The sequence below is a fragment of the Shouchella patagoniensis genome (genome assembly GCF_002019705.1).
Taxonomy (GTDB): domain Bacteria; phylum Bacillota; class Bacilli; order Bacillales; family Bacillaceae_D; genus Shouchella; species Shouchella patagoniensis.
In genome coordinates this window covers 1,739,601-1,755,599 of record NZ_KV917377.1, presented here as the reverse complement: position 1 = coordinate 1,755,599, position 15,999 = coordinate 1,739,601, and the positions used below count along the sequence as shown (strand labels likewise).

Below are 15,999 nucleotides of genomic sequence, written 5' to 3'. Positions count from 1 at the left end.
ATTGGACGAAGAAATCCGCCGCTTATCTGAAGCAGGTCCGGTGGCAATGGCAAAGAGGTCACACCCGTTCCCATGCCGAACACGGCCGTTAAGCTCTTTTGCGTCGATGGTAGTTGGGGGCTTCCCCCTGCGAGAGTAGAACGTTGCCGGGCAATGAGAAAGACACCTGAAAAGGTGTCTTTTTTTCGTCTATAGACAAAGCAAAAGAGACTGCTTCGGAGAAGCAGAAAAGATTAAGGGAAAGCAGCTCATATAAAAAAGAGCTCTGTCCAACAGACCTCGTGAGTAGCCATCGTTGAATCAGCATCATGTGTCCCTGTGAGACGTAGGGGTTGTTTTCGTGCGACAGCGTGAGTAGCCTTCGAGGAAAAGCATCGTGACTAACATCCTCGAAGAAAATCACCCCGGAGCAAAGAACGTTGCCTTGTAGCGACACAAGATAAAGGGTGACGCTTGCTTAAAGAATAAAATGAGTTAAAACAAGATCACGTCTTAGACCTTAATCCGACGATCATAAGCCTTGCTCTCAGAAAAGCTCTCCAGAAGAGATAAATTCCGGAACAATGGTGAACTAAAGAACATCAAAGGCTAGCTCGAGAAGAGCTAGCCATTAATTCGATCGACATTATCTTTACTGATATAGCGATTTGCCATATGTTTATAGAGAATATAAGACGTGATAACAAGAATAAGTATGGAAAAAAATATAAAGGAATAAAGTATTTTATGTGCATATACATTCTCTCGAATAACAAGCCACCTATTACCAAGCAGGTAACCACTTAATATAAAGCTAGGTGCCCAAATAATCGACCCTATTCCAGAAAACATTGCAAAAGTTGAATATTTCATTTTTGCTATTCCAGATAAATAACCAGTGAGGTGGCGTATACCTGGGATGAAGAAGCCAAAGAAGATAATCCACTTGCCATGTTTAGTTAATAAACCACGTACTTGATATTGACGTTTAATGGATAAGTAAAAGCGCGGACCATATTTTTCTAAAAACGGAGCACCGAGCTTTATACCTAAATAATAAGAAAGGGACATCCCAAGGAATGACCCTACTATTGAAACAATGAGAGCAGGAGTGATGTGCAAAAAGTCGATATAAGATAAATAGCCAATCGTTAGGAGAAGTACCTCATCAGGAATCGGGACACCTAAAATACCTGCTAGTAAAGAGAAAAAGACTCCGAAGTATCCATATTGGATGATTAATTCTTTTATAATTTCCATTTGTGTCATTCCTAAACCTATAATTACTATTAGTATATACAATGGTTGTTAGATTTGCTAGAAAATTCTTCGTCATCTTTGCTCAATGGCAATTGTTTTAACATGATCAATTTCTTTAACTATATCGTAAAGTTGAGTCATGTACATTGTTCTTGGGATAGAGAGGGAAAGGTCTAATTGTTGGCAACCATTATCAATATCTTTTATTTTTACATCATGTATAACAATATTGCGTGCTTTTCTTTCTCGCCAAGTACTTTCTTTTCGCTGTAAGCTTTTTATTAAATGGGTTGATATCGCTCCCTCTTCCATAACGACACGAAGTGCGACATCGGTTTGACTTAAAGAAGTAGGTCCGATCAATTTTAGTAAAGCAGGTATCGCGTTGACTGCAATGAGAATAAGAATGACGGTAAGTAATGCTTCCACATAAAAACCTGCACCTATTGCAATACCGATACCAGATGCTGCCCAAATCATTGCGGCCGTAGTTAAACCAGAAATGACATCGTTGCTTCTGCGCAAAATGACGCCTGCACCTAAGAAGCCTACACCACTAACAATTTGTGCAGCTAAACGCATTGGATCCATGTTCTGGGTTGCACCATCGGCGGCAGAAAAATGGAGATAAGCTTCTACTGATACAATCGTAATTAAACAACTTGCTATACAAATGACCATACTCGTTTTAAGACCTAGTGGTTTATGCTTAATTTGTCGATCAATGCCAATTAAGAATCCAGAGAAAAGAGCTGCACTTAATTTAAGTAATACGATATCCATTAACATCACCTTTAATTTATTAATAGTTTTATCCTATGTGTAAATCCGGATTTCATTCTAAACAAGTTGTAGTCTCTAAATACATATAGTAAAATCAGTTTAACCAGAATGGAGTGAATCATGAAGCAATTATGCATATACGCGGGTATTGGTCTGGGTGGCGCGATTGGTAGTTCTTTGCGTTATCTACTGACAATCCTACTTCCTTTTCAGCAATGGCCAGTTGCTATTTTAACAGCGAACTTAAGTGGTTGCTTCTTAATGGGGCTACTTACATCTTGGTTTAATCGCCAACCTCAAATTAATAGAGGTTTACGATTAAGTATAACAGTAGGTTGCATTGGTGGGTATACGACAATGTCTACTTTTACAGCAGATGCTTTTACTCTAATACGTGCAGGTCGTTTTTTCTCAGGTGGATTATACGTGCTTGTCACAGTATTAGGCGGTATTACTCTTATATGGGTTGGTCATGTCTTTGGAACAAGGAATGTATGTAAGCATGGTTGAACTATTCCTAGTTTCTTTAGGTGGGGCAATTGGAGCATGTATACGCTATTCATTAGGCGAATGGATAAAGGAAAAAAAGATTTCTGTTCTAATTACTACTATTGCTATGATTAATATAGTGGGGAGTACATTGTTAGGCGTGGCTCTAGGTCTTTCCTTAACAGTTAAACTTGAATTATTTACTGTAAGCCTTTTGGGGGGATTTACCACTTTTTCTACATTTAGTCTTGAAGCCTATGAGTTCTTTCGAGCAAAAGAGTGGCGAAAGGCAACTGCGTATATTGCAGTATCAATTGTTGGTTCGTTGCTTGGATTTAGCTTGGTTATTTTATTTTTTTTATAGGAGAGGTTTATTAAATGGAGAGAAAAACATACTTTAATACAGATTCTGTTCATTTCACAAATAAAGAAAATGGAATGAATAGAAGTAAAGCAAGGCCTATTTATCAGACGTCTGCCTTTGTCTTTGAAAGTCTTGCTGATATGGAACAATATTTTACTGGAGAAAAAGAGTATTTATATTCCCGTTATGGTAATCCAAATACTGATGATTTAGGGAAAGGAGTAGCGTTACTTGAGCAAGCGGAAGATGGTGTTGCAACATCATCTGGAATGTCTGCGATCTTATGTGCAATTCTTTCTGTATGTAAAGTGGGAGATCATTTAATTGCAGTAATGGATGTTTATGGTGGAACGTATTCGCTCCTTGAGCAAGAACTTCGCGTTTTTGGGATTGATGTAACGTTTGTCCACCCTAACGATGTGTGGGAGGAAGCAATAACGTCGAAAACAAAGCTGATCTTCTGTGAATCCATTACAAATCCCCTTGTACGAGTAGAAAACTTGCAGCATATTATGGATAAAGCAAAACAAAATCGCATAATCAGTATTGTGGATAATACGTTTGCAACCCCATATTTATTGAAGCCGGTTCTTCTTGGTGCAGATTTAGTTGTTCATAGTGCCACAAAATATATAGGGGGACATAGCGATGTAACGGCGGGTGTGATTGTCGGGAAGAGTGAACTGTTACTTAAGGCGAAAGCACGTGTTATTACGATGGGGTGTAATTTGAGTCCATTTGAAGCATGGCTTGCATGCAGAGGACTGAAGACTCTTGCATTGCGAATGGACCGGCAAAGTGCAAATGCTGCGGAATTAGCTTTAGCTTTAGACGGATACAAGGGTATTAAACAAGTATATTATCCAAAGTTTGTATCTGAAAAAGGCAATGGCGCAATGATGAGTATTGAACTGGACGAAAAAGTAAGCATTGAACGTTTCTTTGCTTCATTTACCTTTGTGAAAATCGCACCGACTCTTGCTGGGGTAGAAACGTCCGTTTCGTACCCACTCCATACATCGCATCGTACTGTGCCCGAAGAGATGCGACAAAGATTGGGGATAAGAAAACAACATGTACGAATTTCTGTAGGGATTGAAGACGTCAGAGATATTGTGGCGGATTTTAAACAAGCAATAAATGAAGCAAACGAATAGAGTAATAAAAAGAACAATGGATTAATCCATTGTTCTTTTTATATCAAGATTTTTGGTTTCCAATAATAATAGACTCTATAAACTGAGAGAATAAAGGCAAGTCAGCCGCAAGAAAAGCGGGTAGAAGCAATACCGATAGAATAAGAGCAACAGGTGTAAGAACGAGCATACGTAATGCGCGTTTCATAGAAAGGTCTCCTTTGTCATAAAACTGTCAAAAATGATGCTTGAAAATTACTATACTCTCATTTGAATAAGAAATCAACATGTTTGTTTACATTTTTTTTGTAATAATGCTTGCAACTTCAAAATGTATATGGTATATTTATTGATGTCGACGGGGACACTGTTTAAAAGCAATTAAAGCGTTGATGAAAACTTAATTTATAGCGTCGCGGGGTGGAGCAATGAGCGAGAGCGAATTGTTTCGACGAAAAAACATCCTCGAAGAACGAGAAGAGAAAGAAACAGTCTTTCTCATAGCAAGCAATAGAAACGAAACACTTGATTATTTATAGCGTCGCGGGGTGGAGCAGTCTGGTAGCTCGTCGGGCTCATAACCCGAAGGTCGGTGGTTCAAATCCGCCCCCCGCAATACCGTAAAACCGAGACAGAGTCTCGGTTTTTTTGTTGGATTCAGGTTTCTAGAAAGGAGTTACCTTTTGTGAATGATGAGTTTTCTTTTATTCGAAGCATAGTGCCTAAGCAGGTGTATCAATCAAGAACGAAGATTGGTATCGGAGATGATGCTGCCGTCTACGCGAGTGATCCAACACAAGATGAAGTTGTTTGTGTAGATACAATGGTGGAAGGGGTTCATTTTCGCAAGGATACGTTGACTCCTTTTCAAATAGGACGAAAAGTGTTAGCCATTAATGTAAGTGACTTGGCAGCAATGGGGGCGACCCCGCTTTTTTATTTAGTGACCCTCGCTGTGCCTACAGACTGGACAGAAGATGAATTAGGGGAGTTATATAGAGGAATGTCAAGTCTGGCTAATCATTTGAAGATGGACTTAATAGGTGGAGACACGGTTTCTATACCTAATACACTTGTGATCACAATTACTGCTATAGGAAGCGTGGCTAAAAATAAGTCTTTGGTAAGAAGCAATGCTCAAGTAGGAGACATCGTTTTTGTTACCGGCCCTCTTGGTGGTTCTGCAGCAGGATTTGAATTGCTTAATGAACGCACAAAAGATGGTGCTTTTTCTGAATTAGAAGCAACATTTATTAAGATGCACCAACAACCAGAACCGCAAGTTGAAATAAGTAAACAATTAGCGAAATTAGAGAAACGTATAGCTTTAAACGATATTAGTGATGGGCTTTCAAGCGAGAGCATGGAAATTGCACAAGCGAGTGGTGTTCAACTTGTGCTTAATGAAGCACAAATCTTTTCTATTTCTCCTCAAATCCTTTCTGTTTCAAAGCAAAAAAGAGTAGAATGGAGTTTAAATGGCGGGGAAGATTTTCAGTTAGTTGGAACGATTGCTGCGGATGAGTTTCATGCTGCCAAGAGCGCTGCAAAGGAAATCGGACGTGAGTTGTTTCAAGTGGGTACCGTTAGACAAGGGGAACCAGCTGTATTTTTAACCTTTCCAGATGGAGAGTCAAAAATCGAAATGAGCGGTTACAATCATTTTAAACGCGGGTGATTAAATGGAGAATTTGACGATGCAGAGTCAATCAGTAGAAGAGACAATGCACCTAGCATGTCAATTTGGTAAGATATTAAAAAAGGGTGACTGTGTTACTCTCGAAGGGGATCTTGGAGCTGGAAAAACTCACTTCGCGAAAGGCATCGCCAAGGCATTAAACATAAAAGCAATGGTGACAAGTCCTACCTATACAATTATAAAAGAATATGAAGGAACAACACCCTTGTACCATATGGATGTTTATCGGGCTGAGGGCCAAGCAGATGATTTAGGGTTAGAAGAGTATTTTTATGGTAACGGCATTACAGTTATTGAATGGGCGCACTTAATAGAGGATTTATTGCCTAAAGAAAGGTTCGTTTGCTCCATTAAAAAAATCGACGATCATTTTAGACAAATCTCAATTAAAGCGATTGGCAACAAACAGGGGGAACGTTTGAGGGAGTTGAAATAATGGCGAATATATTAGCACTGGATACATCTTCCTATCGATTAGGCATAGCCGTTAGCAATGAAGATGCAGTATTAGGTGAGTACATGACTTTATTGAAAAAAAATCATGCTCTTCGATTAATGCCTGCTGTTGAAGTATTATTAGAAGAAGTAGGTCTAAAGCCGAAAGAACTTGACCGAATTGCCGTTGCCCACGGGCCGGGTTCGTACACAGGGGTTAGGATGGCCGTAACAACTGCCAAAACGCTTGCGTGGTCTTTGAATATTCCTCTTGTTTCTATATCAACCCTTGAATTGATGGCTCAAGCAGGGAAGTACTTTCCTGGTACGGTCGTACCACTAATTGATGCTAGGAGACAAACAGTATTTACTGGTGCTTATCAATACATTGATGGAGAGCTTAAAGAAGTCTTGCCTGATAAACATGTCCCTTTGGATGAATGGCTTAACGAACTGGAAAATGTAGAGGGTTCATTCCTTTTTATTGGGGAAGACGTTGGTCAATATCAAACGATGATAGAAAACGTTCTTGGCGAGCGATTGATTGTAGCGGAACAATTACTTGCAAATGTTCGCCCAGGAGAATTATGTGTGTTGGCTAGTAGAAAAGAACCGGTAAAAAACCTTCATTCGTTTGCGCCAGAATACCTTCGTTTAGCAGAGGCGGAGGTGAATTGGCGTGATGCTCAAGAGAGAGGGAACGAACGTTAGTGTCAAAATACGTCATATGAATGAAAAAGACATTGATGCAGTTCTGATGGTGGAGAAGGACGCTTTCTCTACTCCTTGGACGAGGCAGGCGTTTGAAGCTGAATTAACACAAAATAAATTCGCTTATTATTTCGTCCTTGTTAATGGGGAAACCATTATTGGTTACTGTGGGATTTGGAAAGTGATGGATGAAGCACAAATAACAAATATAGCGATCCTTACTGAAAAACGCGGGCATTCTTATGGAGAACTTCTATTACGTTATGTAATGGAATGGTTAAAAGGACATCATGTTATTACGTTGTCGTTGGAAGTTAGGGCTTCAAATCTACCTGCCCAATCGCTTTATAAAAAACTGGGATTTGTTCAGGCAGGGGTTCGGAAAAATTATTACGCGGATAACCAGGAGGACGCATGGGTAATGTGGGTGAAATTAGATGACAATAATACTAGCTATTGAGACAAGCTGTGATGAAACTTCTGCGGCAATTATTAAAGACGGTAATACCATCTTATCAAACATAGTTGCAACTCAGATGGAGAGCCATGCTCGATTTGGAGGAGTTGTACCAGAAATTGCGTCTAGGCATCATGTAGAAACAATGACTGTTGTAATTGAAGAGGCGATGGAAACCGCTCAAGTAGTGTATTCTGATCTAACTGCTATTGCTGTAACGGAAGGTCCTGGTTTAGTCGGTGCACTTTTGGTTGGGATACATGCAGCGAAAGCAATTGCGTTTGCTCATGAGCTACCTATTATAGGCGTCCACCATATAGCAGGTCATATTTACGCAAATCAGCTAGTGTCTCCATTAAAGTTTCCATTATTGGCTCTTGTCGCTTCAGGTGGCCATACAGAGTTGGTTTTAATGAAAAAAGATGGACAATTTGAGGTAATTGGTCAAACTCGGGATGATGCAGTTGGAGAAGCTTATGATAAAGCAGCTAGAGCTATGGGGCTTCCGTATCCTGGTGGGCCAAATGTTGAAAAACTTGCGAATTCAACTGAGGACGACATTGAATTACCAAGATCATGGTTAGAAAAAGACAGTTTTGACTTTAGTTTTAGTGGATTGAAGTCTGCCGTGCTAAATCGATTAAATAATGACAATCAACGTGGAGAAGAAACGAATCTAGCAGCATTGGCCCGTGGTTTTCAAAACAGCGTTGTAGAAGTATTAACGGGAAAAACAGTTCGTGCTCAAGAAAAGTTTGGGGTCAAACAGGTCATTCTCGCAGGTGGCGTAGCAGCTAACAAAGGGCTTCGGGATGCTTTATCAGTAGCTTTTGAAGAAAAAAATATTGAATTACTCATTCCGCCAATGCATTTATGCACAGATAACGCGGCGATGATTGGGGCATGTGCACATAGTATGTGGACATATGGACACAGGGGTAATCTGGCGATGAACGGCCGACCAGGTATGACTTTAAATTCGTTTAACTAAATGGTAGACCTCGTTTGCAAGAGCAAACGAGGTCTTTTTATTATGAATGAAGTTCTTCCCATTCTTCCATTAATGTATCAAGCGCATTGTTTTTCGTCTGAATATCAACTTGAATCAAATGAGCTTTCTCGTGATCGGAATAGATGTCAGGTTGAGTAAGTTGTTCCTCAAGTTGATTAATCTTAGCTTCAATCTGCTCCATTTCAGTTTCAATTGATGTGATACGTCTCTCTCTTTGACGACCAAGCCGCTTGGCTTCCTTATCTTGTTGGAATGTTCGTTTATCAGTTGAGTCGAACTCAGATAACATTTGATTCTTTGTTTCAGAGGATGCTTCATTTTGAAGAGACTCACGTTCAGCTGTTTCGCGTTTTTTCTCAATAAAGTAGCTGTAGTCACCTAAATAGGTTGTTGTTGTACCAGCTTCAATTTCGATGATACGGGAAGCGATACGATCAATAAAATAACGGTCATGAGAAACAAAAAGGATCGTTCCTGGATAGTCGATTAGTGCTGATTCAAGAACTTCTTTTGCATCAAGGTCTAAATGGTTTGTTGGTTCATCTAGGATCAATACGTTTGCCTGCTGCATCATTAGTTTAGATAAGGCAACCCTTGCTTTTTCGCCTCCACTTAGAGATGAGACGGTTTTTAATACATCGTCTCCACTAAACAAGAATTGGCCAAGTACTCCACGAATATCCTTTTCTGTTGTTGAAGGAAATTCATCCCAAACTTCATTCAGGACGGTTTTGTTACTTGTTAGTTTAGCTTGTTCTTGATCATAGTAACCAATAACAACATTACTTCCGTAGTGAATCTCCCCATGTTTAGGCGTAAGTTGTTTTGTTAAAGCTTTTAGTAAAGTTGATTTACCAGCTCCATTTTCACCAATTAGGCCAACTGATTCACCTCTATTTAGTGCAATAGACAAGCCTTTAAACACAGAAAATTCATTGTACCCGACCTCGAGATTATTCACTGTTAAAACATCATGACCCGTTTGTTTTTTTATGGAAAAAGAAAACATTGCTGATTTTTCACCTGCATCAGGGCGATTTAATTTGTCCATTTTTTCGAGTTGTTTTCTTCGACTCTGCGCTCTTTTCGTTGTGGAGGCACGGACGATATTTTTAGCAATAAATGTTTCTAATTTAGCAATTTCACCTTGTTGTTTTTCAAAAAGTTTTAAGTCTTGTTCATATCGTTTTGCTTTTTCGTCAAGGTAATAACTATAGTTACCACTATATGAGGTTGTTCGATTTCGTGAGAGCTCAACTACTTTTGTCGAAAGCTTATCCAAAAAGTAACGATCATGAGATACAATTAAAATGGCTCCCGGATAACCTGATAAGTATTGTTCGAGCCATGTCAGCGTCTCCATATCAAGGTGGTTGGTTGGTTCATCAAGAACAAGTAATTCTGGTTTAGAAAGGAGTAGTTTCGCTAATGCTAAACGAGTTTTTTGACCACCAGATAATGCTGCAATGGGAGTGCTGTAATCAAATTGCTGAAAGTGCAAGCCTGCAAGCACACTACGAATATCTGCTTCATATTGGTAGCCCCCTTGGTCTTTAAATGCGACTTGAAGCTGGTCATACTCGTCCAATATTTTTTGATAATCACTATCTTTCATTATGCTAGAGTCGGCCATGCGCAATTCTGTTTGACGTAGTGTTTTCTCCATTTTTTTAAGTGGTTCAAAAACGGTTAACATTTCATCCCAGATCGAACGGCTTGATTCAAGTCCAGTATGTTGTGCTAAATAACCAGTAGTTGTTTGTTTAGGGATGACGATGTCGCCAGAATCATGGCTCATATCGCCGACAATGATTTTAAGTAACGTTGATTTACCTGCACCATTTCGACCCACTAAAGCGACACGATCTTTTGACTGAACTTCTAATTTGACGTTTTCAAGAATAGGCTCAGCCCCAAATGCTTTTGATACATTTACACATTGTAGTACAATCATAAAAGTCAATCCTCACAGGAGTAATTAGGTTCTAAAGCCAGTGTACATCAACTAAGAGAAAAACAACAAGCTGGGATTGTATGACAGCTCTTTCATTTTAACGAAAATGGTGTACAATAGAGGTGAATCATGCTGCGTCGGTGGCTTGATGCTCAGAAAGGGGCGGACATGAAATCAGAACAACTGAAGATTCCTCAAGCAACAGCAAAACGCTTGCCGCTTTATTATCGGTTTTTGGAAAACTTACATGCATCAGGTAAACAACGCGTTTCCTCGACAGAACTTAGCCAAGCAGTAAAGGTTGATTCTGCTACAATTCGTCGGGATTTTTCTTACTTTGGTGCTTTAGGAAAAAAGGGATACGGGTACAATGTACAATATCTACTTTCTTTTTTTAGAGAGACGCTTGATCAAGATGAACGGACAAATGTTATTCTTGTTGGGGTCGGAAATTTAGGGACGGCCTTGTTGCAATATAATTTCTCGAAGAATAACAATACCGTTATTACTCATGCCTTTGATGTGGATCAAGAGAAAATAGGCACACAAGTAGGGGAAGTGCCAATTTATAATTGGGATGAGCTTGAATCACTTGGATTAGACGCTTCTATTGCTGTCTTAACAGTACCTGCTTCTCAAGCACAAAAAAGTGCAGACAAGCTTGTCGAGGCTGGGATTAGCGGTATACTTAATTTTACTCCAGTTCGGTTATCTGTTCCGGAACATATACGTGTTCACCACATTGACCTTGCAATTGAATTGCAAGCACTTGTTTATTTCTTAAAGCATTATCCACTTTAAAAGGAGGCATAAACATGTTATCGGCAGGAAGTATCGTTATTATTTCAGCAGTAGCATTGCTTATATTTGGACCAAAGAAATTACCAGAGCTAGGTAAAGCAGCAGGAACTACATTACGTGAGTTTAAAAATGCGACAAAAGGATTAGCGGATGACGATGATGAAAACAAGTCAACAAACGTCCAAAAAGAAAAAGCGTAACAAACAGCGGGTCCCAATGCAGGATATGTCCGTTATGGACCATGCTGAAGAATTAAGGCGCAGGATTTTTGTAGTCCTCGCCTTTTTTATTGCGGCACTTATTGGCGGTTTTTTCCTGGCCGTACCTGTTATTTCTTATTTACAAGAAGCGCCACAAGCAGCAGACATGCCGTTTCATGCATTCCGATTGACGGATCCGTTGCGAATCTATGTGAACTTCTCTATTATTATGGCGTTGATTATCATTATTCCAGTTATCTTGTATCAGCTATGGGCTTTTATATCGCCAGGTTTAAAGGAAGAAGAACAGAAGGCAACTCTTGCTTATATACCTATCTCTTTTTCTCTTTTTCTTATAGGAATTGCTTTTTCTTATTTCATTTTAATTCCTTTTGTGATGTCTTTTATGAGCGATATGGCCAGTAGGCTTCAAATTAGCGAGATGTATGGTATAAATGAGTATTTTTCGTTTTTATTTCAACTTACTATACCATTTGGTTTTTTATTTCAGTTACCGGTTGTTGTTATGTTCTTAACAAGACTAGGTGTTGTAACTCCAGCATTTCTAAACAAAATTCGCAAATACGCGTACTTTGTTTTGCTTGTTATTGCGGGTATTATCACGCCACCAGAGTTAATGTCACATTTGTTGGTCACATTCCCGATGCTCATCTTATATGAAATAAGCATTGTTATTTCTAGAGCAACCTATAGAAAGTACAACGGGAAACAGAAAGAGGAGCCTCAATAAAACAACAAAAACAATTTTCGTTTTTGTTGTTTTTGGTTTGTGAATGAAGGGGGCTTAAAAAAAGAGAATTTAGGAACCTTTTCTTTTTTATTGGTTTAAGTGGGAAAAAATGTTTTGACAAGATTACAACAACAAAGTAGTATACAGGATAATCAAATAATTTAAACTTATCAAGAGCGACTGAGGGATTAGGCCCGATGACGTCCAGCAACCTCCGATATAAAGGAAGGTGCCAATTCCTACAGAATGGATTTATTCTGGAAGATAAGCCGAGAAAATAGAACGGATTTTTCGATGCTTCTTTCATGATGAAAGAAGCATTTTTTTATTTTAGGGGTGAGCTGATGATTGAGGCAAGCGATTTAACAAAAATTTATAAAAGCAAAAAAAGAAGTGTTATCGGTCTAGACAATGTCTCTTTTAAAGTGGAGAAAGGAGAGATTTTTGGGATTGTTGGTTATTCTGGCGCAGGTAAAAGCTCGCTTTTACGGTGTGTCAATTTACTAGAACGTCCGACAAGCGGTACGATCAAAGTGGATGGAACAGATTTAACCAAACTAAGTTCAGCAGGTCTTCGTCAAGCAAGGCTAAAAATTGGTATGATTTTTCAACACTTTTATTTAATTAACCAAAAGACAGTGTTTGAAAACATTGCTTTTGCACTTAGAGCTGCTGGTGTTGAATCAAATACTATTTCTCCACGGGTGGATGAATTGCTTGAACGTGTAGGTCTCGCAGATAAGCGTGATGCATACCCTGCGCAGTTGAGTGGGGGGCAGAAGCAGCGGGTGGGCATCGCCAGAGCTTTAGCGAATAACCCAAGTGTTCTCTTATGTGATGAAGCAACATCAGCTCTTGATCCAACAACCACTAAATCGATTTTGCAATTGTTAAAAGAATTGAACAAAGAATTGGAATTAACAATTGTGTTAATTACTCATGAAATGAATGTGGTAAAAGAAATTTGCCACAAGATGGCGATTATGCAAGAGGGTAAGATCGTTGAACAAGGTAATGTGTATGATCTGTTTGCGAATCCGAAGGCGGAATTGACAAGGGAGTTTATTGATAATGTTGTTTCTTTCAACGTTCCTGAAAATACACTAGATCAATTTTCAGGAACGATTGCGAAAGTTGTTTTTAGAGGAGATATTGCCGGAGAAGGTATTATTTCCGATACGTTACAACAGTTTGCGGTAAATGGTAACTTTTTGCACGGGGCTATTGAATATATAGACAGCCGACCGCTTGGTATCTTTATCCTAGAGCTTAAGGGAGAACAGGCATCTGTAAAGCAAGCAATTTTATATATTGAAAAACGGTCAGCTGAAGTGGAGGTGATTCGTAATGGACATCGCACACTTAATTGAGATGCTACCAGATATGTGGAATGCATTTCTTGAAACTTTGTTAATGATTGGTATTTCAACTGGTGTTGCCATTATTGTTGGGTTTCCGCTTGGGGTTGTTTTATTCGCAACAGATCGCGGGCTGTTTTGGGAAAACCGTTTTGTGCAAGGATTGCTTGGTGTTTTTGTCAATATTGTCCGGTCGATTCCCTTTATTATTTTACTGGTTGCCTTGTATCCTTTTACAAACCTTATCGTTGGGACAACAACGGGGCCTGTAGCTGCGAGTGTATCGCTGTCTGTTGCAGCAATTCCATTTTTTGCTCGAATCGTAGAAAGTTCTATGCGAGAGATCGATAAAGGAATGATTGAGGCGGCGGCTGCAACTGGAGCAACGCCTTGGATGATCATTAAAGATGTGTTATTTCTAGAAGGCAGGGCTTCAATGATTCAAGGTTTGACGTTAACGATTATTAGTCTTGTTGCATACTCAGCGATGGCTGGCGTTATTGGCGGAGGCGGTATCGGTGATTTAGCAATTCGTTATGGTCATTACCGTTACGATAATACGATTATGATTTCAACTGTCGTAATTTTAATCGTGCTTGTGCAAGTGCTTCAACTGTTTGGTGATTATATTGCAAAATCAACAGATAAAAGAAAATAACATACGGGGGAGAGAGACAAATGAAAAAAAGAGTATGGGTAACAAGTGTCGTGGGGGTAGGGACAGTTGTTACGCTAGGTGCATGTGGAAGTAGTGGAGGCGATGGTGATAGTAAAGATATAAGCTTTGGTGCGACAGCTGGTCCATATAGCGACATGCTTACTGAAGCAATTATTCCAGGTCTTGAAGAGAAAGGGTATTCGGTCACTGTCAACGAATATCAAGACTACACGATTCCAAATCGTGAGCTTGCAAGTGGTACAGATGATGCAAATTTGTTTCAACATCAAGTGTACTTAGATAACTTTGCAAATGAGAACAACTTGGAGTTAACAAGTTTAGTTTCGGTTCCGACTGCACCAATGGGTATTTATTCAGACGAATATGCAACTTTAGATGAAATCGAGGAAGGTGTAGAGATAGCGATCCCAAATGATCCAACTAATGGCGCAAGAGCTTTTTTAATGCTTGAGGAAGCAGGCTTGATCTCATTTGATAATGGAATTGACCCGTTAACTGTCTCTGTAAATGATATCTCTGAAAATAAGCTGAATCTTAAATTTGTAGAACTTGAGGCGGCTCAGCTACCACGTGAAGCAGGTCAAAAACCGTTAGCTGCTGTCCCAGGGAATTTTGCTCTTTCTGCTGGTCTAGATTTAGCAACCGCGCTTGAATTAGAAAACATGCTTGATCAGTACCGAAACGTTGTAGCAGTTCGGGCAGAAGATGAGGAAAGCGAGCTTGCACAAGACATTAAAGAAGTAATTGAGTCAGAAGAGTTTGAGACGGTTATTGATACGGAATTTGAATGGTTTGGAAAGCCAAGTTGGATGGAGGAATAAATGATGACATCGGTTGTTGTCCGCGGAGCTCCTCATGAATATATTTTTGAGGAAGATGCACTTTCTTTGTTGGAAGAGAAGTTAATTGCCAGACAATACAGGCGCGTCCTAGTCGTTCACGGTCACGCTTCGTGGGAAGCAGCAAACGCTTTTTGGCCAGAAATTAGCAAGGTAGAAGTACTGTTTGAACCATATACCGGTGTATGCTCGGTAAAAGAGATAAAACGTTTAGCTGAAAAGGCGTTGGCAGGGAATTATGATGCCTTGATCGGCGTTGGCGGTGGTAAGCTTGTGGACTTAGTTAAAGGGGCAGCACATCTTCTTGCTAAGCCATATGTATTGATACCAACTCTTGCTTCCAATTGTGCGCCATGGACACCTATTTCCGTTATTTACAATGACGCAGGAATATACACTCATTTCGATGTTTACGAACAGAATGCTAGTCTGCTATTAATTGACCCAAACTTGTTGATCACAGCGCCTGAAGAATTCTTTATTGCAGGGATAGGTGATACTCTTGCTAAGTGGTATGAGGCAGACGTGCAACTTCGCTCGATGCGTGAAAAGAGCGCAGCGCTTGAAATTTCTTATTATGCAGCTAGCTTGTGCAAGTCTGTATTACTTGAGAAGAGCATAGGAGCGACCCGCTCTTTAGGCGAAGGCGTAGCGAATGGAGACTATCGCAAAGTAGCAGAAGCAATTATTATGCTAGGAGGGATGGTAGGCGGATTTGGGGACAAATACGGTCGAATTGCAGGCGCCCACTCGATTCATAATGGATTGACTGCACTGCAAGAAACACATAACGTTCTGCATGGCAATAAGGTTGCTTATGGCATTCTTGTTCAGTTAGCTTTAGAAGAAAACTGGAATGAAATTGAACACTTAGCTTCCTTTTATAAAGAAATAGGGCTTCCTGTGTCTTTATCGGACTTAGGCGTTGATGCTAGCCATTCAAATTTATATACTGTTTATGAAAAAGCGACTGTTCCTGAAGAATCAATTCATGTTTTACCAATAGAAGTAGGAGCTGGCAATGTACAAAGAGCAATTGAACAAATGGAAGAATGGAATAAAAAACGGCCTGACCAAATGTAATTGGTAGGC

The 15,999-nt window shown here is 39.6% G+C and carries 19 protein-coding genes, 1 tRNA gene, 1 rRNA gene and 1 riboswitch; of the genes, 17 read left to right on the top strand and 4 right to left on the bottom strand.

The annotated features are described in order from the left end of the window. Positions 1-36 precede the first annotated feature (36 nt). Positions 37-152, top strand: a 5S ribosomal RNA gene (gene rrf, locus BK584_RS09435). 451 nt (positions 153-603) lie between these two features. On the opposite strand, the gene BK584_RS09430 is transcribed toward rrf, so the two are convergent. Beyond that, positions 604-1,239: a DedA family protein gene (locus BK584_RS09430; protein ID WP_169871169.1), complete on the bottom strand. Its 636-nt coding sequence runs from the start codon at positions 1,237-1,239 to the stop codon at positions 604-606. 72 nt (positions 1,240-1,311) lie between these two features. Further along, entirely contained in the window at positions 1,312-2,022 is a 711-nt protein-coding gene (locus BK584_RS09425; RefSeq protein ID WP_078392377.1) for an MgtC/SapB family protein, read from the bottom strand. A gap of 120 nt (positions 2,023-2,142) precedes the next feature. Here BK584_RS09425 and crcB point away from each other — a divergent pair, with 120 nt between their 5' ends. Genes crcB through BK584_RS09410 form a run of 3 tightly spaced genes read left to right on the top strand, consistent with a single transcriptional unit; the run spans position 2,143 to position 4,032 of the window. Next, entirely contained in the window at positions 2,143-2,532 is a 390-nt protein-coding gene (gene crcB, locus BK584_RS09420) for a fluoride efflux transporter CrcB (protein ID WP_078392376.1), read from the top strand. Continuing rightward, positions 2,525-2,875 (top strand): fluoride efflux transporter FluC, encoded by a 351-nt coding sequence (locus tag BK584_RS09415; RefSeq protein ID WP_078392375.1) that lies wholly within the window; start codon positions 2,525-2,527, stop codon positions 2,873-2,875. The genes crcB and BK584_RS09415 overlap by 8 nt, the downstream gene beginning before the upstream one ends. Before the next feature lie 14 nt (positions 2,876-2,889). Continuing rightward, positions 2,890-4,032 carry a trans-sulfuration enzyme family protein gene (locus BK584_RS09410; RefSeq protein ID WP_078392374.1) on the top strand — a complete coding sequence of 381 codons (1,143 nt, stop codon included), beginning with the start codon at positions 2,890-2,892 and terminating at the stop codon, positions 4,030-4,032. Between the two features lie 43 nt (positions 4,033-4,075). On the opposite strand, the gene BK584_RS24550 is transcribed toward BK584_RS09410, so the two are convergent. After that, positions 4,076-4,219: a hypothetical protein gene (locus BK584_RS24550; protein WP_169871167.1), complete on the bottom strand. Its 144-nt coding sequence runs from the start codon at positions 4,217-4,219 to the stop codon at positions 4,076-4,078. 334 nt (positions 4,220-4,553) lie between these two features. Between BK584_RS24550 and BK584_RS09405 the strand changes: the two genes are divergently transcribed. From BK584_RS09405 to tsaD, 6 genes are all read left to right on the top strand, one after another. After that, positions 4,554-4,627, top strand: a tRNA-Met gene (locus tag BK584_RS09405). Between the two features lie 69 nt (positions 4,628-4,696). Continuing rightward, positions 4,697-5,689: a thiamine-phosphate kinase gene (gene thiL / locus BK584_RS09400; RefSeq protein WP_078392373.1), complete on the top strand. Its 993-nt coding sequence runs from the start codon at positions 4,697-4,699 to the stop codon at positions 5,687-5,689. Positions 5,690-5,693: 4 nt separating this feature from the next. Beyond that, entirely contained in the window at positions 5,694-6,146 is a 453-nt protein-coding gene (gene tsaE / locus BK584_RS09395; RefSeq protein ID WP_078392372.1) for a tRNA (adenosine(37)-N6)-threonylcarbamoyltransferase complex ATPase subunit type 1 TsaE, read from the top strand. After that, positions 6,146-6,856: a tRNA (adenosine(37)-N6)-threonylcarbamoyltransferase complex dimerization subunit type 1 TsaB gene (tsaB, locus tag BK584_RS09390; protein ID WP_078392371.1), complete on the top strand. Its 711-nt coding sequence runs from the start codon at positions 6,146-6,148 to the stop codon at positions 6,854-6,856. The genes tsaE and tsaB overlap by 1 nt, the downstream gene beginning before the upstream one ends. After that, the gene (gene rimI / locus BK584_RS09385; RefSeq protein ID WP_078392370.1) at positions 6,828-7,316 is read left to right on the top strand and encodes a ribosomal protein S18-alanine N-acetyltransferase; all 489 of its coding nucleotides are present in this window, start codon (positions 6,828-6,830) and stop codon (positions 7,314-7,316) included. The genes tsaB and rimI overlap by 29 nt, the downstream gene beginning before the upstream one ends. Continuing rightward, a complete protein-coding gene (gene tsaD / locus BK584_RS09380; protein WP_078392369.1) occupies positions 7,294-8,304 on the top strand; it encodes a tRNA (adenosine(37)-N6)-threonylcarbamoyltransferase complex transferase subunit TsaD in 1,011 nt (336 codons plus the stop codon). The genes rimI and tsaD overlap by 23 nt, the downstream gene beginning before the upstream one ends. Before the next feature lie 40 nt (positions 8,305-8,344). Here tsaD and BK584_RS09375 read toward each other — a convergent pair whose 3' ends face one another. Beyond that, complete coding sequence (locus tag BK584_RS09375; protein ID WP_078392368.1) at positions 8,345-10,279, bottom strand: ABC-F family ATP-binding cassette domain-containing protein; 1,935 nt, start codon at positions 10,277-10,279, stop codon at positions 8,345-8,347. 168 nt (positions 10,280-10,447) lie between these two features. On the opposite strand from BK584_RS09375, the gene BK584_RS09370 reads away from it, so the two are divergent. From BK584_RS09370 to BK584_RS09340, 7 genes are all read left to right on the top strand, one after another. Continuing rightward, positions 10,448-11,080 (top strand): redox-sensing transcriptional repressor Rex, encoded by a 633-nt coding sequence (locus tag BK584_RS09370; RefSeq protein WP_078395504.1) that lies wholly within the window; start codon positions 10,448-10,450, stop codon positions 11,078-11,080. A gap of 8 nt (positions 11,081-11,088) precedes the next feature. Next, positions 11,089-11,280 carry a twin-arginine translocase TatA/TatE family subunit gene (locus BK584_RS09365; protein ID WP_437182769.1) on the top strand — a complete coding sequence of 64 codons (192 nt, stop codon included), beginning with the start codon at positions 11,089-11,091 and terminating at the stop codon, positions 11,278-11,280. Beyond that, the gene (tatC, locus tag BK584_RS09360) at positions 11,240-12,031 is read left to right on the top strand and encodes a twin-arginine translocase subunit TatC (protein ID WP_437182736.1); all 792 of its coding nucleotides are present in this window, start codon (positions 11,240-11,242) and stop codon (positions 12,029-12,031) included. The genes BK584_RS09365 and tatC overlap by 41 nt, the downstream gene beginning before the upstream one ends. Positions 12,032-12,195: 164 nt before the next feature. After that, positions 12,196-12,302, top strand: a riboswitch (SAM riboswitch). Between the two features lie 73 nt (positions 12,303-12,375). Continuing rightward, entirely contained in the window at positions 12,376-13,401 is a 1,026-nt protein-coding gene (locus tag BK584_RS09355) for a methionine ABC transporter ATP-binding protein (protein ID WP_078392366.1), read from the top strand. Further along, complete coding sequence (locus tag BK584_RS09350; RefSeq protein ID WP_078392365.1) at positions 13,379-14,047, top strand: methionine ABC transporter permease; 669 nt, start codon at positions 13,379-13,381, stop codon at positions 14,045-14,047. The genes BK584_RS09355 and BK584_RS09350 overlap by 23 nt, the downstream gene beginning before the upstream one ends. Positions 14,048-14,067: 20 nt before the next feature. After that, a complete protein-coding gene (locus BK584_RS09345) occupies positions 14,068-14,889 on the top strand; it encodes a MetQ/NlpA family ABC transporter substrate-binding protein (protein ID WP_078392364.1) in 822 nt (273 codons plus the stop codon). Continuing rightward, positions 14,890-15,990 carry an iron-containing alcohol dehydrogenase family protein gene (locus tag BK584_RS09340; protein ID WP_367579288.1) on the top strand — a complete coding sequence of 367 codons (1,101 nt, stop codon included), beginning with the start codon at positions 14,890-14,892 and terminating at the stop codon, positions 15,988-15,990. It begins immediately after the preceding gene. Positions 15,991-15,999 lie beyond the last annotated feature (9 nt).